The sequence below is a fragment of the Bacillus sp. m3-13 genome, from assembly GCF_000175075.1.
Lineage (GTDB): Bacteria > Bacillota > Bacilli > Bacillales > Bacillaceae_I > Sutcliffiella_A > Sutcliffiella_A horikoshii_C.
Window position 1 is genome coordinate 406,144 of record NZ_ACPC01000019.1, and the last position, 25,963, is coordinate 432,106.

Sequence of the window (25,963 nt, forward strand, 5' to 3'; positions counted from 1 at the left end):
TCTCTTTAATTAGACAGGGCAATTTAATTAGGATAGAATTGAACAAAGATACATAAAGGAAGAGCGTACGGGGGTGTTACCATGGCAACAAATAAGGAATATCATGTTCCATTATTGCCTTTAAGAGGACTGATGGTTTTTCCGACAATGGTTTTACATTTGGATGTCGGAAGGGAAAAGTCAATAGAAGCGTTAGAACAAGCAATGCTTGGGGATGATATTGTCGTTCTTTCTACACAGAAAGAAGTAGGAACCGACAATCCTGCAAAAGAAGACCTATATACTTGGGGTACTTTAACAAAAGTAAAACAAATGTTGAAGCTTCCTAATGGTACGGTCCGCGTCCTGGTAGAAGGGCTGGAACGTGCGAAAATAGAAGAGTTCATTGAAAAAGATACACACTGGGAAGCCAAACTTTTGACCTATCCGGATACAGAAGAGAAAGACCCGGAAGATGAAGCCTTGATGAGAACTTTGCTGGACTATTTCCATACATACACAAAGCTCTCCAAGAAAACAACAATCGAAACATATCATACCGTTTCAGATATAACAGAGCCTGGAAGAATGGCTGATATCATTACTTCTCACTTGCCTGTGAACATGAAAGAAAAACAGGATATCCTGGAAACACGAGATGTGAAAGAGCGTTTGAACAAAGTAATCAAGCATGTAAACAATGAAAAAGAAGTACTGCAGCTGGAGAAGAAAATCGGTCTGCGTGTGAAGCGTTCCATGGAACGTACTCAAAAGGAATATTATCTTCGCGAACAGATGAAAGCAATCCAGAAAGAGCTTGGGGATAAAGAAGGAAAAGGCGGCGAAATTGAGGATCTGAAAGAGAAGCTTGAAAAGATTGGAATGCCGGAAAATGTGAAAAAGACCGCATTAAAGGAAATCGACCGCTATGAAAAAATTCCATCCAGTTCTGCAGAAAGCTCTGTTATTCGCAACTATATTGACTGGCTAATGAACCTTCCATGGACGGAAGCAACAGAAGACCAATTGAATATTATCAGAGCGGAAGAAATTCTTAACGAAGATCACTTTGGATTGGAAAAAGTGAAAGAACGCGTGTTGGAATACCTGGCTGTTCAACAACTGACAAAGTCCTTAAAAGGCCCAATTCTTTGTTTGGCAGGCCCTCCTGGTGTGGGTAAAACCTCTCTAGCACGTTCGATCGCAAAATCACTGGATCGTAAATTTGTCCGCGTCTCCCTTGGTGGAGTTCGCGACGAATCAGAAATCCGCGGGCATAGAAGAACTTATGTAGGGGCAATGCCTGGGCGTATCATCCAAGGGATGAAAAAGGCGGGTACTATTAACCCGGTTTTCCTTTTAGATGAAATCGATAAGATGTCCAATGATTTCAGGGGAGACCCTTCCTCTGCGTTATTGGAAGTATTAGATCCTGAACAGAACTTTAACTTCAGTGACCACTATATTGAAGAACCATATGATCTTTCTAATGTCATGTTCATTGCAACTGCAAACAATCTGGCAACCATTCCTGGCCCGTTACGAGACAGAATGGAAATCATCACAATTGCTGGTTACACGGAAATAGAAAAGTTAAACATTGGAAAAGATCATCTGCTCCCTCGCCAAGCAAAGGAGCATGGTTTACAGAAGAACCTGCTTCAAATAAGAGATGAGGCATTAATGTCCATCATCCGCCATCATACCCGTGAAGCAGGAGTGCGTAGTTTGGAAAGACAGCTTGCTTCCATTTGCAGAAAAGCGGCCAAACTTATCGTTTCAGGTGAAAAGAAAAGGGTCGTTATCACAGATAAAAACCTTGCTGATTTCCTTGGGAAGCCTAAATTCCGTTATGGACAAGCAGAAGAGGAAGACCAGGTTGGTGTGGCGACAGGCCTTGCATATACAACCGTCGGTGGCGATACGTTATCGATTGAAGTGTCTCTATCACCAGGTAAAGGTAAACTTATGTTGACCGGTAAACTTGGGGATGTCATGAAAGAGTCTGCTCATGCTGCATTCAGTTTTATCCGTTCCCGAGCGGACGAATTGAATATTGACCCAGATTTCAATGAGAAAAATGATATCCATATACATGTCCCAGAAGGTGCAGTTCCAAAAGACGGTCCTTCCGCCGGGATTACGATGGCCACTGCCCTGATCTCAGCATTAACAGGCAGACCGGTCAGAAGAGATGTTGGAATGACAGGTGAAATAACGTTAAGAGGGCGTGTGCTTCCTATCGGAGGATTAAAAGAAAAATCACTGAGTGCACACCGCGCCGGCTTAAAAAAGGTTATACTACCTAAAGAGAATGAAAAAGATTTGGATGATATTCCAGAAAGTGTGCGAAAAGATTTAACGTTTGTTTTAGTATCACATTTAGATCAAGTGTTAGAACACGCATTAGCAGGAGAGAAAAAATGAAAGTAACACAAGCAGAAATAGTAATAAGTGCCGTTAAACCAGAACAATATCCTAGTGAGTTTTTACCAGAATTCGCCTTGGCGGGTCGTTCAAACGTAGGAAAGTCATCTTTTATCAATAAGATGATCAACCGTAAGAACCTTGCGAGAACTTCCTCCAAACCAGGAAAAACACAGACATTGAACTTTTATCTAATCAATGAAATGTTGCATTTCGTCGATGTACCTGGTTATGGATTCGCTAAAGTCCCGAAATCCGAGCGTGATGCATGGGGCAGAATGATGGAAACCTATTTGACAAACAGAGAACAGCTTCGGGCAGTTCTGCAAATAGTCGACCTTCGCCATCCACCATCCAAAGATGATGTCACGATGTATGAGTACCTGAAGCATTATGAGCTTCCAGTAGTCGTCATTGCGACCAAAGCCGATAAAATCCCTAAAGGGAAATGGCAAAAGCACTTAAAAGTAATTAAAGAAACCCTCGGTATGGATAAAGAAGACGAATTAATCCTCTTCTCCTCCGAAACCGGACAAGGCAAAGATGAAGTCTGGGGTATGCTGCAAAAAAGAATGAAGTAAAACCTAAACTGCGAATCAGAGAAAGAAATCCTCTGAACGCAGTTTTTTAGTTTAAAACCAGGAGTGATATAGATGGAAAAGTTGTTTTATCAAGACCCTTACATACAGACATTCACCACCACATTATCAAAGCAATCACAAGACGAATCTGGAAAATGGTATGCCGTTTTAGAACAAACTGCCTTTTACCCAGAAGGCGGCGGGCAGCCATATGATACGGGAATACTGGATGACCATAAAGTCACCGAGGTGCAAGAAATCAACGGTGAAATCAGGCATTACCTGGAGCAACCGCTTCCCGAAACCACACAGGACGTCACAGGCAACATTAATTGGGAAAGACGATATGACCATATGCAGCAACATGCAGGGCAGCATCTTTTATCAGCAGCTTTTGAAGAGCTATTTTCTTATAAAACAAAAAGTTTTCACTTGGGGAAAGAAGCATCCACCATTGACCTTGATGCCAAAGGGTTGACGGAACAGGAGATTCTGGAGACTGAAACACTCGTAAATAAAATTATTCTTGAAAACCGCAAGATAGAGGCCAAGTGGGTCACAAAGGAAGAACTCTCAGACTATCCATTAAGAAATGAGCTGTCCGTATCGGAAAATATCCGCCTTGTCATCATCCCGGATTTTGACTATAACGGATGTGGAGGAACACACCCTCATTCAACAGGAGGAGTAGCTTCCCTTAAGATTCTATCCTTAGAAAAACAAAAGAACATGATCCGTGTATCCTTTGTTGCAGGAAATCGAGTGTTAAAACAACTTCATGAAAAACAGGAGGTACTATCAGAGTTGTCCTCCCTATTAAACGCTCCTCAAAATGGCATGAGTGATACGGTCACAAGAATGTTGGGCCAGAGTAAAGAACAGGCAAAAGAGCTAAAAGACATGAAAGAAAGGCTTCTAGAATACGAGGCAGCTGCTCTTGTTTCTCAAACCGAATTAGTTTCAGGTCGGTCAATAATAAAATCTGTCCTTCAAAATAGGGAAATGGCAGAACTCCAAAGTATGGCACGAAAATTAGTATCTACTAGAGAGGACCTCAACGTGTTCCTTATAGCGGAAAATACAGGCAAACTGCAATTTGTTGGGGCCAGGGGAAGCGAGTCTGATCTCGATATGAAGTTCATTGCCAATGAAGTCTTTGCATTCATAAACGGAAAGGGAGGCGGCAGAGAAAATTTCGTCCAAGGTGGAGGAGAAACAACACTCACAGGGGAAGAAGTGATAGAAAGAATAATGCTTATTTTATTAAAGAATTAATAAATAGAATAGATTTCATAGCTTACATGATATGGGCTGTGGAATCTATTTTTTTGTTTTTTAAAAAGTGTAAAAAATTTCGAAAAAAATGTTTATTAGCGTGAAGCATTAGGGAATAGAATGTATAAGGAGTAATTCCGCGCATACATAAGATACACAGGTAGTCAGGTCTTCTGAAGTTAGAATTTACAGAATAATTCTCAAATATGATTACTGAGCTTATTTGTGGTAGTTTTCCGTAATTGTTAACATAAAAGGGAGACGAAAAAAATGGACACTAAGGGGGATTTTGGAAATTGAAAAAAAGGGTATTGTTAGTCACGTTATTTTTGTTGTCTACCATTCTTGCAGCATGCGGTGGTAAAACGACAACAAGTGAAGGGTACGAATTAGTAAAGGAAGACAAGTTTATATTTGCTTCTTCAGGAGAATTTGCGCCATTTAGTGTTACAGACGGTTCCGGAAACATGACCGGTTTTGATATTGAAGTCGGAGAAGCTATTGCGGCTGAGCTTGGGTTGGAACCAGAGCAGGAAAAGTACACATTTGCGAGTATTGTTGAAGGAGTAAAGAATGGCCGCTTTGATGCGGCGGTTGCGAGTCATACCATAACGGAAGAGAGATTAAAAGAAGTGGACTTCTCCACACCGTATTATTATTCTGGGGCCCAGATATTTGTACGTCCTGACAGTGAAATCCAAACAATGGATGATTTAGAGGGAGTGGAAATTGCCGTTTCCAGAGGATCCACTTATGCGGATTTAGTGGAGGGTGTATCTGATAATATCGTAAACTATGATAGCGACGTTGTTGCGTTAGAGGCACTTAACAATGGCCGCCATGATGCAGTGGTAACAGATTTTGTTACCGGTCGTGAAGCAATCGGATCCGGAATGGAACTGGAGGCACGTGAACTATTGGATCGCAGTGAACAGGCTGTGGCAGTAGCCAAAGGAAATGAAGCTTTACTGGAAGCGATTAATGAAGCGCTTGAAACTTTACGTGATAACGGAAAATTAAAAGAGATAAGTGAAAAGTACTTTGGTGAAGACATTACTTCAGACCCGGGTGAGTAATACCGAACTAGAATAATCAATCCTGTTTCTGAAATGTGTGGTGTTCACTCACCACACATTTTTTATCAGCTTTATCCACCATTAATAGCACACAACAGCATAAGGGAGTGAAGCAAAGTATGCCCAGTTTAGCACATTTTATCGATGTTTTTTTCAGTTCATACGACATGTTTTTAAGAGGGATGTTAAAAACCCTTCAAATTACAGCCATTTCAATTGTTATTTCACTTTTCGTAGGCTTATTTTTCGCCTTCCTTAAAATATCCAAGATTAAAGTACTTGAATGGATCGCCAATACTTACATATACCTTGTACGGGGAACACCGTTGATTGTTCAAATCTTTGTTTTCTACTATGGATTGGTGCAGATGGGAATCACTGCATTCTGGTCCGTCACATTGGCGCTGGCCTTCCATAATGGTGCCTATATTGCCGAGATATTTCGTGGAACTATTCAATCGATTGACAAAGGACAAATGGAAGCAGGACGCTCATTGGGTATGACCCGCAATTTGGCGATGAGAAGAATTATTTTGCCACAGGCATTCAGAAGGGCGCTGCCACCACTTGGAAATCAGTTTATCATCTGTTTAAAAGATTCATCCTTAGCGGCATTCATCGGTTTCTACGAACTGTTCAATGTAGCGCAAACACAAGGTGCAAACAGCTTTGACTATATGACGTACTTGTTGGTAGTTTCTGTTTACTACTTATTCCTTGTAGGGTTGATCGGAATATTTGTTAATCTGTTAGAACGTAAATTCTCAGCTAGTGATAGATAGGAGGTAGGGGTAATGAGTAATAAAATAGAAGTTGTTAACTTAAATAAATCGTTCGGGGACCTACATGTACTAAAAGATATATCTTTGACTGTTAAAAATAAAGAAGTTGTCTGCCTGATTGGTGCCAGCGGATCCGGTAAAAGTACGATTCTGCGCTGCTTGAATTTCCTTGAAATGAAGGATAGCGGCACCGTGGTCATAGATGGCAAGGAAGTGGACGTAGAAAAAGACAATTTAAATAAAGTCCGACAAAAAGTCGGCATGGTGTTTCAGCATTTTCATCTTTTCCCTCACAAAACAGTTTTAGAGAATGTTATGGAAGCTCCTGTCCAGGTCGAGAAGCTGAAAAAAGAGGAAGCCAGAAAAATTGCATCCGACCTTTTGGCAAAAGTAGGCTTGTCAGACAAAGAGAATGTTTATCCTGAAAAACTCTCAGGCGGGCAAAAGCAGCGTGTGGCAATTGCCCGTGCCCTTGCCATGAGACCTGAAGTGATGCTGTTTGACGAACCAACATCAGCCCTTGACCCTGAATTGGTAGGAGAAGTTCTTAAAACGATGAAAGAACTCGCAGAAGAAGGCATGACCATGGTGGTCGTCACCCACGAAATGGGATTCGCACAAGAAGTCGCCGACCGTGTCATCTATATGCACGACGGCAAAATCGTCGAAGAAGGCCCCCCACAGGACCTCTTCAACAACCCAAAAAACCAACGAACAAGAGACTTCCTAGAAGCAGTTCTGTAACCAGTAATCAATTTGGTGATTCAGATTTCCCCTGTTTCCTGGAGTGCAAGGTGTGAGACTCCGGCGGGGGGATAAAGGTAGCTTGAGACCCCGCAACGAAGTGAGGAGGCTCAAGCACCGTCCCGCGGAAAGCGAACACCTGGAGCGAAAGGAAACAGGGAGTACAGGGATGATTTTTGGCCGTTTGCGGAAATCACCAGCGGCGTCAAAACAATAACCATGAAACAAAAAAGACCTACAACAACGGAATAACACTCCATTGCTTGTAGGTCTTCACTTATTTCTTCTTAAAAACAAAAAACGCACCAATCAAAATCAACAAAACAGGCCAAAAAGTATGTAAACTAGCAACACCAGTCTCTACAACACCCAGCATCTCCATAAATGTATCATAGAAAAGAAAGAAACTGGCAAGAATGCACAACAAGACTCCCTCAAACATGCCACCCTTCGTCTTTTGTGAACGAAGAATAAAGCCAATCCCAATAATCAAAATAATCATCGCGAAATGATCGGGCCATGCAGCGACTATGTCTTTTAACTGAAAATGCAACCCAATCCCCAACAAAACAAAGCCGGGAAGGATATTTGGATAGTCACTCTGTTTATAAGCTTGTAATAAAAGTGCAGCTCCTGTAATAACGAGGATGGTGGACCAGTGCAACATCCCTTCCCACAACACAATATTTAATTGTTGTAACAGGAAATATGCACCAAAAAATAATAAAAGCAAACCAGGTAGAAAGCTATTTTTCTTCATATTTTCCTCCTTAAGATCGAGGCTGAAACCTTGATTCTACAATGAAATTCTGTTAATGTACAAGTTGGTGAATAAAAGAATTGTAATGTTTGTAATATATAACTAAGAGAAACCATGAAAACGCTATATTTTCATGTATCCTAATTACTTAATTGGAAACTATTTGTTCACATTTTAACAAAAGTATCTAGCATTAGTCATGTTATAATTTTAGTAGATGATATTATTTTTTGTGGGGGTGTACGAACAAGTGCATATCATAGTAGTCGGTGTTAATTATAAAACGGCCCCTGTTGAAATACGTGAAAAATTGACATTTAATCCAGCTGATCTGAATAAAGCAATGGTAGCTCTGAAGGACCAAAAGTCCATCTTGGAAAACATCATTGTTTCTACCTGCAACCGTACGGAAGTCTATGCAGTAGTCGATCAGTTGCATACTGGACGTTATTATATTAAAGCTTTCCTTGCAGATTGGTTCGGTCTAGACAAGGAAGAGTTTTCTCCTTACTTGAACATATATGAACATGACGGGGCAATCGAGCATTTGTACCGAGTGTCCTGTGGATTGGATTCCATGGTGCTTGGGGAAACGCAAATCCTAGGCCAAATCCGTACAAGTTTTCTTGCCGCACAAGAACATAAAACGGTAGGAACCATTTTCAATCAATTATTTAAACAAGCTATCACTTTAGCTAAGCGTGCGCATTCTGAAACAGATATTGGATCTAATGCCGTTTCTGTCAGCTATGCAGCGGTGGAGCTTGCGAAAAAGATTTTCGGGGATTTGAAAAACAAGCATGTATTAATTTTAGGCGCAGGGAAAATGGGAGAACTCGCCGTCCAGAATCTTCACAGCAACGGGGTAGAAAAGGTAACGGTCATCAATCGTACCTTGGAAAAAGCAACAAACCTGGCGAATCGTTTCGCTGGCCAGGCAAAGTCCATGCAGGAACTTTCCTGTGCGTTGGTAGAAGCGGATATTCTTATCTCTTCTACCGGTGCCAAAGACTATGTTCTAACTAAAGACGATATGACCTATGTCGAGCGTATGAGAAAAGGGCGTCCACTTTTCATGGTGGATATTGCGGTTCCAAGAGATTTGGACCCAGAACTGGATAAGCTAGAGAGCGTCTTCTTATACGATATTGATGATCTCGAGGGAATCGTCAATGCCAACTTGGCAGAACGCAAAAAAGCGGCAGATGAGATTGAACTGTTCATAGAAGAGGAAATCGTGGAATTTAAGTACTGGTTGAACACACTAGGTGTGGTCCCGGTCATTTCCGCATTACGACAAAAGGCGCTGGATATTCAATCCGAAACGATGCAAAGTATCCAACGAAAACTTCCTCATCTATCGGAACGTGAGATTAAGGTCTTAAATAAACATACGAAAAGCATCATCAATCAGATGCTGCGTGACCCGATTTTACGAGCGAAAGAACTTTCAGCCGAATCTGACGCAAAAGAATCTCTAGAACTGTTCACTAAAATCTTTAATATTGAAGAGGCGGTTCAACAAGAAGTTCAAACACAGTACTATACTGTGAAAAAGGAGAAGAGTTCCTCTGCACCGGTAGGAATTCCGCTTCCTCAAGCTGCGACATACAGGTCGTAAGAGAGGCTGTTAACTATGCTAGAGATGACAATCGCAAGGCTGTATGAATTAACGATTCTTCTTTATGCCTTAAGCGTACTCTTATATTTCATTGATTTTCTTCAACATAACCAGAAGGCAAATAAAACAGCCTTCTGGTTACTTGCAATTGTATGGGTATTGCAAACGGTTTTCTTATTTTTACGGATGCTTGATACCGGACGTTTTCCTATTTTGACGCTTTATGAGGGAATGTATTTCTATACATGGGTATTGATTACCTTTTCCCTTGTCATTAATAGAATCTTACGAGTTGATTTCATCGTATTCTTTACAAATGTAATAGGATTCCTGGTATTGGCACTGCACACATTCACACCTATACAGCATGAATCACAAGTGGTCGCACAAGCGTTGGTATCTGAGTTACTCATCATACATATCACAATGGCGATTCTATCATATGGTGCCTTTTCCCTATCCTTCGCTTTTTCCTTGCTATATGTCATTCAATATCGGCTGTTAAAGGAGAAAAAGTGGGGCAAGCGGTTATTGCGCATTCAGGATTTGGCGAAACTTGATCATATGTCCTATGTATTGAATGTAATCGGAGTACCGATGTTATTGCTGTCGTTAATCTTAGGAAGCATTTGGGCGTCTGTGAAACTGTCCGAATTTCAATGGTATGACATGAAAGTGATCGGCTCTTTCATTGTCATTACCGCATACAGTTATTATTTTTATCAAAGACTTGCCAAAGGAATTAGCGGGAAGGCTATTGCGAGTTGGAATATCGCGGCGTTTCTAGTCGTCCTCATCAACTTTTTCCTGTTCGGTAGATTATCAAATTTTCATTTTTGGATTTTATAGGAAATAGGAATCCCATTGGCTTTGGGTAAGGAGGAAATATGAGAAAAATAATTGTAGGTTCTAGAAGAAGTAAGCTTGCTTTAACCCAAACGAACTGGGTCATCGATCAATTGAAGGCATTAGGTGCGCCCTTCGATTTTGAAGTAAAGGAAATTGTAACAAAGGGAGACCAAATTCTTGATGTAACCTTATCTAAGGTTGGAGGAAAAGGTCTTTTTGTAAAAGAGATCGAACAAGCGATGCTAGATAAAGATATTGACATGGCTGTCCACAGTATGAAAGATATGCCCGCTGTTTTACCAGAAGGTTTGACGATCGGATGCATCCCATTCCGTGAAGATCACCGCGATGCGTTCATCTCTAAGGATCATGTGAAATTTGCTGATCTGCCGAGCGGCTCAATTGTGGGAACAAGCAGTCTTCGCCGTGGTGCACAGCTCCTTGCAAAACGTCCGGACTTAGAAATTAAGTGGATTCGCGGAAATATTGATACACGCCTTGCAAAGCTTCAAAACGAAGACTATGATGCAATTATTTTAGCAGCAGCAGGACTTGCACGAATGGGCTGGTCAAAAGATGTTGTGACCGAATTCCTTGATGAAGATCTGTGTTTGCCGGCTGTAGGTCAAGGTGCTCTTTCCATTGAATGCCGAGAAGATGACGCAGATTTGTTAGAAGTACTTAAGTTGTTTACGGATTCTGTTACGGAAAAAGCTGTTATCGCCGAGCGTGCTTTCCTTCATAAAATGGAGGGCGGATGCCAGGTACCGATTGCGGGATTTGCTTCTGTTGGCCAGGATGACAACCTCACGTTGACGGTTCTTGTAGGGGCTCCAGACGGTTCTGTTTTATATAAAGAAAGAATAACAGGAACAGATCCTGTAAAGGTTGGATTGGAAGCTGCCGAGAGTCTTACTGCGCAAGGTGGAAAGAAAATAATTGATGATGTGAAAAAGGAGCTGGATCAGTAATGGATCGTACTTTGCCTTTAGCCGATAAACGCATTCTTATTACAAGAAGCAAAGAGCAGGCAAGGTATTTTTCCAAGCAGATTGCAGCACTCGGAGGGACCTCGCTTGAAGTCCCTCTTATTCAATTTCAGCATGTTTCTGATTCTGAAGATGTCATATCGGATATTGAATTCAATATAGCAGACTTTGAATGGATTGTGTTTACAAGTGTAAACGGGGTGAAGTATTTCTTTGAACTTTATCAAGGCCCTTTGCCAAACAAGGTTGCGGTGGTGGGAGTAAAAACAAAACAAGCATTAGAGTCACTCGGTTTTAATGTGGACCTAGTACCGAAACGTTTTTCAGCCGAAGATCTAATAAAGAGTTTTAAAAAAGAAAAAGTAAGTTCTATCATGCTCATACAGGGCAATCTTGCACGACCCCTTTTGCGTGAAGAACTTAGTAGAATAGGGTACAATGTTAAGCAGATAGTCGTATATGAAAACGTGATTCGAGTACCAGAGGAAAAGGAATGGAAATGGGTAAAAGAGGGAAAGGTTGACCTATACACGTTTACCAGCCCTTCTACTGTACATAACTTTTTGGAACTATTCGGACTGCCAGATGGTCCAGTAGCAACCATTGGTCCGATAACAAGAACTGCTGCCGAAAAGGCGGGAATACATGTGGCAATCAGTCCATCAGAGTATACAATGGACGGTCTGCTAGAAGAAATACTGCAATATTTTAAAAGGGAGGATACATAATATGAAAGACTTGCAATTTAATCGTCATCGCAGATTAAGAAATTCAGATAACATGCGCTCACTTGTGCGTGAAACATATTTACATAAGGAAGATTTTATCTACCCGATCTTTGTGGTGGAAGGAGAAAATATCCGTAACGAAGTTCCTTCCATGCCAGGCGTTTTCCATCTATCTTTGGATCTGTTAAATGCAGAAATGGCAGAAGTGACGGAACTGGGCATTAAATCCGTTATCGTCTTCGGTGTGCCGAAAGAAAAAGATGAAGTAGGAACGCAAGCCTACCATGAACACGGAATTGTGCAACAGGCGATCACACAAATCAAAGTGCATTTCCCAGAACTTGTTGTCATAGCAGACACATGTCTGTGCCAATATACGTCCCACGGGCATTGTGGGATTGTGGAAGAAGGGAAGATTCTAAACGATCCTACGTTGGACTTACTGGCGCGCACTGCTGTCAGCCAAGCGCGTGCAGGAGCGGACATCATTGCTCCGTCAAACATGATGGACGGATTTGTAGCGGCAATCCGTGCAGGGTTGGACGAGAACGACTTTGAAGATGTTCCAATCATGTCCTATGCAGTTAAGTACTCTTCCGCATTCTACGGACCTTTCCGGGATGCAGCCCACAGCTCTCCTCAATTCGGAGACAGAAAAACATACCAAATGGACCCTGCCAACCGTCAAGAAGCACTTCGTGAAGCAGAGTCAGACATGCTTGAAGGAGCGGACTTCCTGATCGTGAAACCTGCCTTGGCATACTTGGACATCATCCGTGATGTGAAAAACAACTTTAACGTACCAGTTGTTGCCTACAATGTGAGCGGAGAATACTCCATGATTAAAGCAGCTGCGATGAACGGATGGATCAACGAACGTGAAGTTGTCATGGAAAAACTAATTGGCATGAAACGTGCCGGTGTTGACTTGATCATCACTTACTACGCAAAAGACGTGGCGCGTTGGTTGGATGAGAAGTAATAACCTGATTTCCTAGGATGAGTGGATTGGAGCGGAAGGCACTTGACTCCTGCAGGAGGAAGGGATAGGGAAGACCCCACAGCCGCAGCCGAGGAGGCTTCCGGACCGCCCGCGGAAAGCAAGTGCCTGTAGCGTAAAGGAACGGTATAGGTAATCCATTTCAGATAAAAGAAAGGATGATAGAAGAATGAGAAGTTATGAAAAATCTAAAGAAGCTTTTATAGAAGCATCCAAGCTGATGCCAGGCGGCGTGAACAGCCCAGTGCGTGCTTTTAAATCAGTAGATATGGACCCAATCTTCATGGAGCGAGGAAAAGGCTCCAAAATATACGATGTAGACGGTAACGAATACATAGATTATGTCCTTTCCTGGGGACCACTAATTCACGGGCACTCCAATGACCGCGTAGTGGAAGCAATCAAAAAGGTAACAGAATCAGGGACAAGCTTTGGTGCTCCGACACTTATTGAAAACGAACTTGCAAAACTTGTCATTGAAAGAGTACCATCCATCGAAGTAGTCCGTATGGTAAGCTCCGGTACGGAAGCAACGATGAGTGCACTTCGTTTGGCGCGTGGGTACACAGGCCGCAACAAGATTATCAAGTTTGAAGGCTGCTACCATGGCCATGGTGATTCTCTGTTGATTAAAGCCGGTTCGGGGGTCGCTACACTTGGTTTACCAGACAGCCCTGGTGTTCCTGAGGGTGTGGCTCAAAACACGATTACTGTGCCTTACAATGACCTGGAGAGCATCCGTTATGCATTCAAGGAATTTGGAGACGATATCGCCGGTGTCATTGTGGAGCCTGTTGCAGGAAACATGGGAGTGGTTCCGCCGCAACCAGGTTTCTTGGAAGGCTTGCGTGAGGTAACGACTGAATATGGCGCAGTACTAATCTTTGATGAGGTAATGACTGGTTTCCGCGTCGATTACCATTGTGCGCAAGGATATTACGGCGTAACACCAGACTTAACATGTCTTGGTAAAGTAATCGGTGGAGGTCTACCTGTTGGTGCATACGGCGGAAAAGCAGAAATCATGGCACAAATTGCTCCAAGCGGACCGATTTATCAGGCTGGAACGTTGTCTGGTAACCCGCTTGCTATGACAGCTGGATATGAGACTTTGGCCCAACTGACTCCTGAAACGTATAAAGAATTCGGAAAGAAAGCGGATCGCCTGGAAGAGGGGATCGTCGCGCTAGGCGAGAAGTATGATGTCCCTGTTTCTGTAAACCGTGCAGGTTCCATGATTGGTTTCTTCTTTAATAGTGAGGAAGTTGTAAACTATGATGTGGCAAAGTCTTCGGATTTAGGTTATTTCGCGAAGTTTTTCCGCGAAATGGCAAACAATGGAGTATTCTTGCCACCTTCTCAGTTTGAAGGATTGTTCTTGTCCACAGCTCATACGGATGAGGATATTGAAAAGACATTGGATGCGATTGAAAAATCGTTTGCCGCGATTAAGGGATAATGATTTGTTTTCTCTGCCCGCTCTTATGCATTGTTAAAATGCATAAGGGCGGGTTTTTACGTTTTACTTTGGTGATGATATGGTGAAATCGGCTGGTTGTACATTTCCCATGTGAACTTCTACAATTTCCGGAAGATCTTATACATTTCCCAAACCACTTTCTACATTTCCCAACCTCACTTCTACCATTTAAAACAAAACTTCTACACATAACCCCCACACGCCCAAACAAAATCCCACCAAGACCAAACAACCTATCATCAAATCAAACAAAAAATCATACAATCTACTAACAACCTCCAACTTCAAAGCCGCCTTCGACATACACCTCAAATCTCCTGCAGGGGTCTGACCCCTTTTTTTACCCCCTTTCATAAATTTCTTCCAACCATTCATATTCTCCCAAATCTCATCATACATCTTTATTGATATAGTAAATTTTTGATAGGTGTGAAAGGAGGAACCGCTTTGTCTTCAGATCAGCAATCGTGCTTGCGGTTTTCAGTAGAGGAATCTATATGGTTTCAAAAGGGACAGGAAGTATCTGAGCTTATCTCCATTGCGTTAGATCCTGATATACAAATTTATGAGCAGGACCAATATGTTTCCATACGTGGAGCTTTATTATTAGCGGGGGAATATCATGTGAATGCGGAGGCGGACGATGAGGAGGAGTATCAACCTCAAGCCCGTGTTGTACAGGAAGTAGAGCAGCGGGAGGATGGCGTTTGCGTATTGAACCATCGCTTTCCAGTCGATATTACGATACCGATGAACAGGATCCAGAGTTTAGACGATATTTATGTGGCCATTGAGTCATTTGACTACAGTGTCCCAACTCGTGGCTGCCTGCAATTGGATGCGGAGTTGTCCATCTCTGGTATTTACGGTCATCAACAAAGCGCACCTGCCTGGGAAGAGGATCAAGACAGTCCAGAAGAATCGTTTGAATATGAAGTGGAACCTAACCGGGACCATGAAGAAGCATATGCTTCTCAAAATCTAGCGCCACAATACGAGCAAGAAGCACAAGCTCAAGCAGAAGAACCAGCAGCAGAAGAAGAGGAAGAAGTATTCGAGTACGAACCAATGTATCGCAGTGCAAACTCCGATAATGAGTACGAAGAAGATACCTACCAATACTATACAGAGGAAGAGGATGACGAGGAAGAAGAAATCCTCAATCAAGATGAGATAGATAGAAATATGCAATACAATTACAATGAGGATGGGGAGTACGCACCATTTGATGTGGAGGCAAGAAAAGCTCCTGCGGTAGAGGAAGAAGCGCCATATAATCCTGCCGACTATATTTATCAAAATAAGGCAGAGGATGCATATGCTCCACTACATTCCTTGCATGCAGGAAACCACTACCAAGAAGAGGAAGAAGCATCAAATGTTGTTTCATTCTTTGATAAAAGGAAGGGACAACAAGCAGTAGCAGATCCTCAACAAAATGATGATTATTCCGATGAACCTCGAGATGAAAATGATCTATCTCTCACCAAAATCTTTGCGGATGAAGGTGGAGAAGATTTCACCAAGCTGAAAATATGCATTGTGCAGCAAGGGGAATCCATGGACCATATTGCTGAGCGATATGATGTATCCATTCAACAACTAATCAGGGTTAATAGGCTTTCCACAGATGATCACATCAATGAAGGACAATTGTTATATATTCCGGTAAAGGCTTCCTCTAAGAGTCAATAACCGGCTTCGAGAGGAAAGTGAGGAAGGGGTGACCTTTTCTCACTTCTTTTTTACCTGAAAATATTAGAGGAAGTGAGTTTTCGCGATGCAGACAAATGAGCAAAGCGTGGAAGAGTTAGTATATCAATATGGCATCGTACCTGAATATATAGAACAACATAACGGGGTATGGAGGATTGCAACGAATAAAGGTGCGTATGCACTAAAAAGAATTAAGAAAGAGCAGGCATATCCGTTGTTCCGCAATATTCATTCCCTTTTCCAGCGTGGAATCAAGACGGTTGTTCCCATCTATCAAACAAGGCAGGGTTATTATTTTATTGAGAGTTATTCCGATGCTTACTACTTGATGCCGTGGATTGAGGATAATGAGGAGCGGGAGCTGGATTTTAAAGACAGCATGATGTTTAAAGAACTGGCCAAACTTCATAGCATGACGGTCCAAGAGAAAGAGTATCCAGAAGAAGAGATTACAGCCTTTTACGACCGCGTTTCAGAGGAATGGACGAAAGAGCAACAGGACTTAGAAAAATTTGTGGATGTATGTGAAAAGAAACTGTATATGTCTCCGTTTGAACTTCAAGTGTGCACGTACGCCCATGAAATATCGCTTGCCCAGAAATTTTCGCTGCAAAAGCTAGAAAACTGGCAGGAGACGGTGAAGGAAACGAAGAAACATCGTGTCGCCATGACCCATGGAAGGGTCTCGTTTCATCATTTTGTAAAAGATTCAGAGGGCAGGGGTTATTTTATCAGCTGGGAGAGAGCAAAACAAGCGGCACCTGCAAACGATATCATTTCTTTTTATCAACGATATTTAAGAACGTATCCACTTTTTTGCGATGACTGTATTGACTGGTTTTATGAATATCAAAAGGGATTCAGTCTGCAAGAATATGAAAAAGATCTTACACTAAGTTATTTATCGCATCCCGCATCGTTTATGCATGCAGTAGGGCAGTTTCAACAGCCTCCAAACCCAAACCAAAGAAACGCCCCTTCAGAACGGGAATTGGTGAAAAGAATTCAGGGAAGCTACTGGCTTGCCAAAAATATTGAATATGTAGCAGGCAGGATCAATCAGATTGAAGAGCAAAATAAAAACAAAGAGGCCCAAACCAGTTAAGCTGGGATGGGTTTTTACATATAAATTAGTTTATATGATTCTAAATTATAAGTTTGATTTTGAATAGTTCTAAAGTAAAATGAAGTTTAGGGATAAATTTACATAAGATACAGTATATTCATGTTAGTGTATTTATACCGTAGGTTGGTTAGAGTAGGGGGGAAGAATTTGAATAAACTATTATACTCAAAAAAGAAAATGTCAGAAATTGTAGGCTGGTCTGAAGCAAATGGTCGAAGGTGGGTAAAGCATTTTAAGGACTATATTCCTGAAGAATTAACAGGTACTAGAGTTATGTACAATTCTGAATCATTAAGAATTATGAAGCTATTAAAAAGGCTAAATGAAGCTGGGTTAAGCACGGCTGAAATAAAACTATTTTTTTCAAATGAAGGAATACCAAAGAACAAAAATGAAGAAAAGAATTTGTTTGATAAGTTTAATTCCAATAGTTCGAATAAGAATATTAAAGAATCTATTCCTTCAATTAAGGATATGATGATTCCTTATTTACATATGATTAAGGATGGAAAAGCCTACCCAGCAAGTGAAATAACAGAAAAACTAGTAAATCACTTTCGATTAACGGATGAACAACAAGTAATGAAGTATGAGAATACATCTGATATCATCTTTTTATCTAGGGTTCGAAGTGTTAGGTATAGTCTAAAAAAGGAAAACTATATTGAAGAAGTAAATAAGCTTACCTATCAAATAACATCTGAGGATCTTGAATTATTAACTGAAAATATGAATGAGATTGAAGAAGAAATAGAAGAACTTGAAAAGGTTATTGACCCACTTACTATAGTGAAAGAAAAATTGGATGAACTCAAACAGGAGTTAGCAGAAACATTACTAAAACAACTCCGCAATGTACATTGGATTAAGTTTGAAGATATTGTAATTGAGTTGTTGACAGTTATGGGATACGGTGATGGAAAAGTTACACAACGAACAAATGACGAGGGGTTGGACGGGGTTATTAAAGAAGATAAGTTGGGTCTTGATAATATTTATGTCCAAGCTAAAAGATATGGAGCTACTAATTCAGTTGGTAGGGACGTTGTACAAAGTTTTTCAGGAGCATTAGACGGCAAAGGTGCGAGAAAAGGGGTGTTCATCACCACTTCTTACTTTACAGATAATGCAAAGCAATATGCAGAACGCTTAGACGCAAAAAGATAATATTAATTGACGGAAAACAATTAGCAAAACTTATGATTGATCACAATGTTGGTGTAGATATTAGCGAAACGTTTGTTATAAAAAGTATTGATTATGACTTTTTTAAAGATCAATAAATGATTTTTTAATAATTATTTGGGTTCACTGTTACCAATTGAAATGCAGTAACAATGTTGATTGTAGTGGAAGGCGCGCAGACTCCTACGGGAGGAAGGGACAGGGGAGACCCCGCAACGAAGTGAGGAGGCTCCCGGACCGCCCGTGGAAAGCGAAGCGCCTGAAACGGAAATCAACAGGTAAGTGTAACATTTACAAATTACTTATTTACGGCTTTTTCTAACAAAGTATCCGTCAACAACGACAAACTGACAGCTGATTGATTAATTTCTTTAAAAGAATTAACGATGATATCCAGATCTGCTTTGTTTTTGTTAAAACGGTCGAGGTAGTTATCCATCTCCATTTTGACTGTGACAATGCCGCCTTTCACTTGGACGATATTCTGTTGAGACTGCGCGGTCACTTTGTGCATGGAAGACATCATGCTTGTCACATTGGTGATTTGCTGGTCACTCTTGTCGATAAGTACTTTGATTTTGCTGCTAAGTTCCTTCGAGCTTTCGGCAAGTTTCCGGACTTCACTCGCAACTACGGCAAAACCACGGCCTTCATCACCGGCGCGGGCTGCTTCGATGGAAGCGTTAAGTGCCAAAAGGTTCGTTTGATCGGCAATGTTATCAATACCTTGTGTCATCGTGATGATTTCTTCAGAGACAGACTTCAATGTGTGCATCTCTTCTAATGATTGACTGACTTCCTTCATGACTTCCTCAAAGTTCCCTACCATCTTCTCCATTTGCATTTCATTGTCATTGGTTAAATGCAACAGGTTTTGGCTGCTTTTTTGTGTAAGATTGGTATCTTTTAAGACTTCTTCCGCTTTTAGTGTGACGGTCTGGATAGTTTCTTCCGTCTCCGTCACGGTGCCAGCAACTTCTTCACTAATTTTGGTAAGCTCCGCCTGCAACGTACGGTTTGCTTCATTTGCCTGCTCAAGCAAATCAATGCGAACATGGATATACTCTTCCACAACAAGCTGCGAGTCTAAGTTAATGATATGCGTCAGTGCAGTTAACGTGGTCACCATATCTTTAGGACTGTCCTGAAGCAGCTCCACTACTTTTGGAAGCAGAAGGGTCTGCATAGCGGAATAGGTCGCCAAAAACCATGTAACCGGCAGATGAACACCATTGTGAGTTTGTCCGATTCTTTTCCGCATTTTATAGAAATCTTCATCAAGTTTTCCACTTAAAAGACTTTGAAAATAGCGAACAAAAACTGCCTTAAGTCTTTCCTTACTGGAATTGCTTGTGGCAACCCGTTTCACCGGCGGTTGTTTATATAAATGTTCCAGCACCTTTTCAAGTACTTCATCTAGTATTTCAAATATGACCGGTTTTGCATTTTGTAAAGCTTGCAGATGTTCCTTTGTGAAGCCCATATAGTAAAGGCGGCTTGCCAAATCTGCATCTTCTGAATGACTTACAACAGCTTGTCTGTCCGGAAACTGCATGTCAGCAGTATAAGGAACCTTTTTAGGTTTTTGCATAAATGAAATCATGTACGTCTCCTTTTAAAGTCGAAATTGGTAGAAAATTCTTAGCTTTATGTAGTATTATGGATGATTTTTAGGAAATATGCTATAGATAATGTGTCGAAAGACGTAATAAAAACTGCCTCACCATTAAGTAAGAGGCAGCTTTTCAGGTCGCCTAGATCCATTCCAAATGAAAGCAAATGGCAACCACGATGCAAATGGCAAGAATGAGCACGTCGAAGGTTGTGGGAAGAAAGATGGTACGTATTCCTTGAAACACACAAATAGGAATAATAAATTGCGCGCATACACCTCGAACCTGTCTCAACCATGGCGGCAAGGAATAAGGGTTGTATTTTCGCATAAGGGTACCTCCTTAAGACACTTTTCTCGATGTATATATACCTAAGATATGATTGTGTGCAGAAAATAGTGCCCAATTTGGAACAATTATTTGATTTTGTGCATAACTTAATAAAAAATTGGAGAAGCTTATTGACTATTAGCATATCCTTTATGTAACATAGTAAGGTAATGAGATAACGATCAAATACAGTGACAGGGAAGAGTACAATTGCAGACCCCTTTAGAGAGGGAAACCATTAGCTGAAAGGTTTCTCAGGAAAGTCGGATTGGAAGGTCGCCCTCGAGTAGTTTCAGCGAACGCGTTATGTTCAGTAGTTGAAACCGGTGGAGAGCCGTTAACAGATTTGAGTGTACAGGGAAAAGTCTATCTTTTTCACCCTGTAAAAAAAGGTGGTACCGCGAAACTTAACTCCTTTCGTCCTTTTATATGGATGAAGGGAGTTTTTTATTTTATTTTGGAACAACTAGGAGGAGAAAAAGGATGGAAATGAATGAAGTAAACCTTCCGACAAAATACGATCCACAAACAATCGAAAAAAACCGTTATCAATACTGGCTGGACGGCCGCTTTTTTGAAGCGACAAACGACCAGGACAAAACACCATACACAATCGTTATTCCACCACCAAACGTAACAGGCCGCCTTCACCTTGGCCACGCATGGGACACTACCCTGCAAGACATCATCACACGCATGAAACGTATGCAAGGTTTTGACGTTCTATGGTTACCGGGAATGGACCACGCAGGAATCGCAACACAAGCGAAAGTAGACGAAAAGCTGCGTAATCAAGGAATTAACCGCTATGACCTTGGCCGTGAAAAATTCATGGAAGAAGCGTGGAAGTGGAAAGACGAATACGCAAAACATATTCGAGAGCAATGGTCCAAGCTAGGTCTTGGCCTTGACTACAGCCGCGAGCGATTCACATTGGACGAAGGACTATCCAAAGCAGTGAACGAAGTGTTCGTATCGCTTTATAAAAAAGGCCTGATTTACCGCGGAGAATACATCATCAACTGGGATCCTGCAACTAAAACGGCTCTTTCTGATATCGAGGTTATTCACCAAGATGTTCAAGGTGCCTTCTATCATATGAGATACCCTCTGACTGATGGTTCTGGTTCGATTGAAATTGCAACTACTCGTCCAGAAACCATGCTTGGAGATACAGCGGTTGCGGTTCATCCGGAAGACGAGCGCTACAAGCACTTGATCGGAAAAATGGTAACACTGCCTATCACAGGCCGTGAAATTCCAATCGTTGCCGATGACTATGTAGACATGGAGTTTGGTTCCGGTGCAGTGAAAATTACGCCAGCACATGACCCGAACGACTTTGAAATTGGAAACCGTCATAACTTAGAGCGTATCCTAGTAATGCATGAAGACGGTAGCATGAACGAGAAAGCCGGAAAATACAATGGGATGGATCGTTTCGAATGCCGTAAGCAGCTTGTTAAAGATTTGCAGGAAAGTGGCGTTCTTTTCAAAATTGAGGAGCACATGCATTCTGTTGGACACAGTGAGCGAAGCGGAGCGGTTGTTGAGCCGTATCTTTCCACACAATGGTTCGTTAAGATGCAGCCTCTTGCTGACAAAGCGATTGACCTTCAATCTGAAGAAGACAAGGTTAATTTCGTACCAAACCGTTTTGAGAACACATATATGCGCTGGATGGAAAATATTCGCGACTGGTGTATTTCCCGTCAGCTATGGTGGGGCCACCGCATTCCGGCTTGGTATAACAAAGAAACAGGAGAAATCCATGTTGACCATAACCCACCAGAAGATATCGAAAATTGGGAGCAAGATACAGATGTACTTGATACATGGTTCAGTTCTGCATTATGGCCGTTCTCCACAATGGGCTGGCCGGAAACAGAATCACTGGACTACCAACGTTACTACCCAACAAGTACCTTAGTAACTGGGTATGATATCATTTTCTTCTGGGTTTCCCGTATGATTTTCCAAGGCTTAGAATTTACAGGTGAGCGTCCATTTAAAGATGTTCTCATCCATGGGCTGGTTCGTGACGAGCAAGGCCGCAAGATGAGTAAATCCCTTGGTAACGGTGTAGATCCAATGGAAGTTATCGAAAAGTACGGAGCGGATTCCCTGCGTTATTTCCTTTCTACTGGAAGCTCACCAGGTCAGGATTTACGCTTCAGCTATGAAAAAGTAGAGTCCACTTGGAATTTTGCCAACAAGATCTGGAACGCATCCCGTTTTGCTTTAATGAATATGGACGACATGAAGTTCGAGGATATCGATTTGAGCGGGGAGAAGTCCGTTGCAGACAAGTGGATCCTCACTCGTTTGAACGAAACAATCGAGACCGTAACGAAACTTGCTGAAAAATATGAGTTCGGTGAAGTGGGCCGTGCCCTATACAACTTCATCTGGGATGATTTCTGTGACTGGTATATCGAAATGGCGAAGATTCCGTTGTACAGCGAAGATGAAGCGGCGAAAAAGACAACTCGCTCTATTTTAGCTTACGTATTGGATAACACCATGCGTCTGTTGCACCCATTCATGCCATTCATCACAGAGGAGATCTGGCAGCAGCTTCCTCACGAAGGCGAGTCCATTACGACTGCAAAATGGCCGGAAGTTCGCGATGAACTGACAGACAAGGAAGCGGCAGCGGATATGCGTTTACTAGTAGACATCATCCGCAGCGTACGTAACGTTCGCGCAGAAGTGAACACGCCAATGAGCAAGCAGGTTAAATTGCTTGTAAAAGCGAAAACTTCTGAGATTGCCGCGAAGCTTGAGAGCAACCGTTCTTACCTAGAGCGCTTCTGTAACCCAAGCGAGCTGTTGATTGGAACAGATGTTGCATTAGATGGCGGCGAGAAGGCGATGACAGCAGTGGTGACTGGAGCAGAATTGATTCTTCCATTGTTAGGCCTGATCAACATTGACGAAGAGATTGCTCGTCTGAACAAGGAGCTTGCGAAGCTTGATAAAGAAGTAGAGCGCGTGCAGAAGAAGCTTTCCAACCAAGGCTTCATCGCGAAAGCACCTGCAAATGTCATCGAAGAAGAAAAAGCGAAAGAGCAAGATTATGTTGAAAAGCGTGATGCTGTTCAAGCTCGCATTGATGAGTTGAAGGGATAAGGCTTTTTGTAAGAAAGATCCTGGGTGGATGTCCTTTTAGAAGGGGATGTCTGCTTGGGATTTTTTGTTTTTGGGAGGACCGGGGGATGTCGGTGGTTCAATGCGGTCTGTGTTGACGGATGAGTGTGTCGAAAAATGATTAATGGTCGAAGGTGGCGGCTAAACGGTAGAAACTCGCTCGTTTAAGGTAGAAGATTTCACTAAAGTGGTAGAAGATGCTTTGGGAAATGTAGAAGGTCGTCTGGGAAATGTCCAAGCTCTGCCAACACTGATTTCCAAAACCTATCTCCTAAAAGAATTCCAAAAAAACGAACCCAACACCTCTCCAGAAATTAAAAATAGCTCCAGCGACCTTCATAAAAGGTAGCCGAAGCGTCAATTAACCAATATCCATTAACGAATCTTTCCATATCTCTTTGGCACTACCAATCATTGACTGAGTGCCAACAACAAAGATGAGAGTAGGCTCAAAAGTCCTCACTAGTTCGACTGCCTCAGATAGCAACCCCACTTCCACGGCATCTGAGTGATATTTCCGGGCAACAGCAAGTGCATCATCTGGGAATATCTTATGCGAGTTATCAGGACGTGTCACCACTAGTATATCTGAAAACTCACTGCAAACCTTGATGACTCCCTCGTAATCTTTATTAGTAGGAACCGCAATGATAGTAACTACCTTCTTGGAATTTACGAGTGGCAACACCTCTTTTAAATACGCTGCAGAGACACGGTTTATGGAACCGTCCAACACAACCGTCGGGTTCTCAGCAACTACTTCAAGTCTACCAGGCCATTTTAACTCCGATAATGCTTCTTTTAATAAGTCACACGGGAGCGCGCGCCCTTTAACTGTTTCACATGCCTGAATCGCAAGTGCTGCATTTTCCACTTGGAAGGATCCTAATAACGGTAGGGATAGGTCGTCGTACCGCTCAAGCATGGTCTGTAAAGTAAAAGTACTGCCCTTTAAACTAGCCGAGGTGAGCGTAGGTGAGAAATCATCACCAAAAAAAGCCGCCGTATCACCAACCAAACTACGCATTAGCTCCAACGTTTCCTCTGACTGCTTTCCAATCACTATATGGTCCGTAGACTCTTTCACAATCCCAACTTTATGCCGGACAATATCTTCCAAAGAATGCCCAAGGAACCCTAGATGTTCTTGCATAACTTTAGACACAACAGCCCATTTATTTTCCAAAACATTCGTGTCATCGTACGTGCCGCCGCGGCCAATTTCAATAACATTGATGTCGGTTGCTTCTGATTGAAAATGGGCAAGTGCAACAGATAGCAGGATTCCTGTCGGCCCAAGATAATGCTGAGGATTTTCAATAGAAGCTGTAATCTTATCAATGATAGGCTCATGTTGATTCAAATAAGTAAGAAACATTTCGTCTGAAATTGCTTTTCCGTTCACCCGGATTCGCTCGTTATAATCAATCAGATGGGGGGAGGTAAATAACCCAACCTTCAACCCCATTTTGCGGAGGATTGCTGCCATCATCCGGGAAGTGGAGCCTTTTCCCTTACTTCCGGTGACAAGGATGACTTTTTCACTAGAAGGGATAAGGTCAAGACAACTTAACAATTCCTTCGTTAAATGTGGTGCTCGTGTGACCGCATCATTTTCCATGCTTTGAAAAGGCTTTGCTTTAAGCAAGGAGGAATAGATATAAGGAACAGCTTCTTTCATGGTCAGAAAAGTCATGTGGGTTCCCCTCCCAATCCAAGCTTTTGTAAAATAAATTCTAAGTATCTTTTTACAATGTTGATGTCGCTTGTTACGCATAATGTCCGGCAACCGACAACATCCTCTATTTCATTAAAAAGGAGACGACCATCTTCATCAAATAAAAAGTCAATGCCAACAAGACCGAAATCAAACTGCTCGATAATCTTGTTCACGACAATCAATTCTGTTTCGTTCAGCGAATAAGCCGATGCTTGTCCACCAAGTGTATAGTTGGCTTTAAAACTATTTTTATTTGAGCGAAGCACAGCCCAAACGACCTCACTCCCTAATATATACACTCGTAAATCTTTACCAGGTGATCCGGCAAGTGGTTGAAGGATAATGGAACGAGCGGAGAGTTGGGCATGTACTGCCTCCAGTTGTTCGATATTTTCCACCATAAACACGTCACCACCGCCTCTGCCAGTCCGCGTTTTAATGATAAATGGCATTGGAAGAGGCAGATTTCCTGTAAGGAGTTCGTCAGCTTCCATGAAGTAGGTATCCAACATCGATATACCTTTGCCTGCTAAGTATTGATGGGTCCTCGCCTTATCGTTACAGATAGTGGAAACGTGATGGGAGTTGTAGCAAGGGATGCGCATTCGTTCTAGCTGTTCATTAAAAAAGTGGATCAATGTTTCGCATGATGACAAAGTCTGGTGAGTCAACGGATTCTTGGTCCAGTAATATCACTAATTCATTTATTTTGGATTCCAAAAAGAGATTCGAGATTGCAAGATGAAATCCAGCTCAATGTCTAACTCTTTAGCTTCATCCAAGAAACCATTCTATAAATGCTTTATTCTTTTTGGCGTGTTCTTCTTCATAT

Annotated in this window: 21 protein-coding genes, 1 pseudogene and 1 other annotated feature; of the genes and pseudogenes, 16 read left to right on the top strand and 6 right to left on the bottom strand. The window is 41.9% G+C overall.

Translation table 11 applies throughout. The features are described 5' to 3' along the window. Window positions 1–81 precede the first annotated feature (81 nt). The 6 genes from lon (at window position 82) to M313_RS0112625 (ending at window position 6,864) form a co-directional block, all read left to right on the top strand. Complete coding sequence (gene lon / locus M313_RS0112600; protein WP_010195795.1) at window positions 82–2,406, top strand: endopeptidase La; 2,325 nt, start codon at window positions 82–84, stop codon at window positions 2,404–2,406. Next, the gene (gene yihA / locus M313_RS0112605; protein ID WP_010195796.1) at window positions 2,403–2,987 is read left to right on the top strand and encodes a ribosome biogenesis GTP-binding protein YihA/YsxC; all 585 of its coding nucleotides are present in this window, start codon (window positions 2,403–2,405) and stop codon (window positions 2,985–2,987) included. The genes lon and yihA overlap by 4 nt, the downstream gene beginning before the upstream one ends. A 72-nt stretch (window positions 2,988–3,059) precedes the next feature. After that, window positions 3,060–4,262, top strand: a complete 1,203-nt coding sequence (locus M313_RS0112610; protein ID WP_010195797.1) for an alanyl-tRNA editing protein — start codon at window positions 3,060–3,062, stop codon at window positions 4,260–4,262. A gap of 296 nt (window positions 4,263–4,558) precedes the next feature. Further along, window positions 4,559–5,338, top strand: a complete 780-nt coding sequence (locus tag M313_RS0112615) for a transporter substrate-binding domain-containing protein (protein WP_010195804.1) — start codon at window positions 4,559–4,561, stop codon at window positions 5,336–5,338. 119 nt (window positions 5,339–5,457) lie between these two features. Next, a complete protein-coding gene (locus M313_RS0112620; protein ID WP_010195805.1) occupies window positions 5,458–6,120 on the top strand; it encodes an amino acid ABC transporter permease in 663 nt (220 codons plus the stop codon). Window positions 6,121–6,132: 12 nt separating this feature from the next. After that, window positions 6,133–6,864 carry an amino acid ABC transporter ATP-binding protein gene (locus tag M313_RS0112625; protein ID WP_010195808.1) on the top strand — a complete coding sequence of 244 codons (732 nt, stop codon included), beginning with the start codon at window positions 6,133–6,135 and terminating at the stop codon, window positions 6,862–6,864. A gap of 277 nt (window positions 6,865–7,141) precedes the next feature. On the opposite strand, the gene M313_RS0112630 is transcribed toward M313_RS0112625, so the two are convergent. Further along, on the bottom strand, window positions 7,142–7,624 hold the full coding sequence (locus tag M313_RS0112630; RefSeq protein ID WP_010195810.1) for a LiaF transmembrane domain-containing protein: 483 nt from the start codon (window positions 7,622–7,624) through the stop codon (window positions 7,142–7,144). Between the two features lie 250 nt (window positions 7,625–7,874). Between M313_RS0112630 and hemA the strand changes: the two genes are divergently transcribed. From hemA to M313_RS23510, 9 genes are all read left to right on the top strand, one after another. Further along, window positions 7,875–9,245 (top strand): glutamyl-tRNA reductase, encoded by a 1,371-nt coding sequence (gene hemA, locus M313_RS0112635; protein WP_010195813.1) that lies wholly within the window; start codon window positions 7,875–7,877, stop codon window positions 9,243–9,245. 15 nt (window positions 9,246–9,260) lie between these two features. Then, a complete protein-coding gene (locus tag M313_RS0112640) occupies window positions 9,261–10,094 on the top strand; it encodes a cytochrome C assembly family protein (protein WP_010195815.1) in 834 nt (277 codons plus the stop codon). Between the two features lie 38 nt (window positions 10,095–10,132). Further along, entirely contained in the window at window positions 10,133–11,065 is a 933-nt protein-coding gene (gene hemC, locus M313_RS0112645; protein ID WP_010195817.1) for a hydroxymethylbilane synthase, read from the top strand. Beyond that, window positions 11,065–11,811, top strand: a complete 747-nt coding sequence (locus tag M313_RS0112650) for a uroporphyrinogen-III synthase (protein ID WP_010195820.1) — start codon at window positions 11,065–11,067, stop codon at window positions 11,809–11,811. The genes hemC and M313_RS0112650 overlap by 1 nt, the downstream gene beginning before the upstream one ends. A gap of 1 nt (window position 11,812) precedes the next feature. Beyond that, on the top strand, window positions 11,813–12,793 hold the full coding sequence (gene hemB, locus M313_RS0112655; RefSeq protein WP_010195822.1) for a porphobilinogen synthase: 981 nt from the start codon (window positions 11,813–11,815) through the stop codon (window positions 12,791–12,793). Between the two features lie 187 nt (window positions 12,794–12,980). Beyond that, window positions 12,981–14,270, top strand: coding sequence for a glutamate-1-semialdehyde 2,1-aminomutase (gene hemL / locus M313_RS0112660; protein WP_010195825.1), 1,290 nt, complete (start codon window positions 12,981–12,983; stop codon window positions 14,268–14,270). 468 nt (window positions 14,271–14,738) lie between these two features. Next, window positions 14,739–15,986 (top strand): stage VI sporulation protein D, encoded by a 1,248-nt coding sequence (gene spoVID, locus M313_RS0112670; protein ID WP_010195829.1) that lies wholly within the window; start codon window positions 14,739–14,741, stop codon window positions 15,984–15,986. An 85-nt stretch (window positions 15,987–16,071) separates the two neighbouring features. After that, complete coding sequence (gene ysxE, locus M313_RS0112675; protein ID WP_010195834.1) at window positions 16,072–17,112, top strand: spore coat protein YsxE; 1,041 nt, start codon at window positions 16,072–16,074, stop codon at window positions 17,110–17,112. A 168-nt stretch (window positions 17,113–17,280) separates the two neighbouring features. Next, window positions 17,281–18,300, top strand: coding sequence for a restriction endonuclease (locus M313_RS23510; RefSeq protein WP_010195836.1), 1,020 nt, complete (start codon window positions 17,281–17,283; stop codon window positions 18,298–18,300). A 316-nt stretch (window positions 18,301–18,616) separates the two neighbouring features. Here the strand turns inward: M313_RS23510 and M313_RS27000 are convergent, their stop codons facing one another. The 3 genes and pseudogenes from M313_RS27000 to M313_RS0112690 all read right to left on the bottom strand — a co-directional run bounded on the left by M313_RS27000 (window position 18,617) and on the right by M313_RS0112690 (window position 20,261). Further along, window positions 18,617–19,162 carry a methyl-accepting chemotaxis protein gene (locus tag M313_RS27000; RefSeq protein ID WP_426881544.1) on the bottom strand — a complete coding sequence of 182 codons (546 nt, stop codon included), beginning with the start codon at window positions 19,160–19,162 and terminating at the stop codon, window positions 18,617–18,619. Window positions 19,163–19,384: 222 nt separating this feature from the next. After that, window positions 19,385–19,921 (bottom strand): annotated as a pseudogene (locus tag M313_RS27005) (protoglobin family protein); the annotation flags it as partial. A 151-nt stretch (window positions 19,922–20,072) separates the two neighbouring features. Next, window positions 20,073–20,261, bottom strand: coding sequence for a YszA family small membrane protein (locus tag M313_RS0112690; protein WP_010195840.1), 189 nt, complete (start codon window positions 20,259–20,261; stop codon window positions 20,073–20,075). A gap of 182 nt (window positions 20,262–20,443) precedes the next feature. Continuing rightward, window positions 20,444–20,689, top strand: a binding site (T-box leader). 55 nt (window positions 20,690–20,744) lie between these two features. Here M313_RS0112690 and M313_RS0112700 point away from each other — a divergent pair. After that, a complete protein-coding gene (locus tag M313_RS0112700) occupies window positions 20,745–23,393 on the top strand; it encodes a valine--tRNA ligase (protein WP_010195843.1) in 2,649 nt (882 codons plus the stop codon). A 379-nt stretch (window positions 23,394–23,772) separates the two neighbouring features. Here M313_RS0112700 and M313_RS0112710 read toward each other — a convergent pair whose 3' ends face one another. Together M313_RS0112710 and M313_RS24605 are read right to left on the bottom strand one after the other, a co-directional pair. Further along, window positions 23,773–25,107 (bottom strand): bifunctional folylpolyglutamate synthase/dihydrofolate synthase, encoded by a 1,335-nt coding sequence (locus M313_RS0112710; RefSeq protein ID WP_010195846.1) that lies wholly within the window; start codon window positions 25,105–25,107, stop codon window positions 23,773–23,775. Beyond that, the gene (locus tag M313_RS24605) at window positions 25,104–25,802 is read right to left on the bottom strand and encodes an ATP-grasp domain-containing protein (RefSeq protein WP_157182463.1); all 699 of its coding nucleotides are present in this window, start codon (window positions 25,800–25,802) and stop codon (window positions 25,104–25,106) included. Before M313_RS24605 ends, M313_RS0112710 begins: the two co-directional genes overlap by 4 nt. Window positions 25,803–25,963 lie beyond the last annotated feature (161 nt).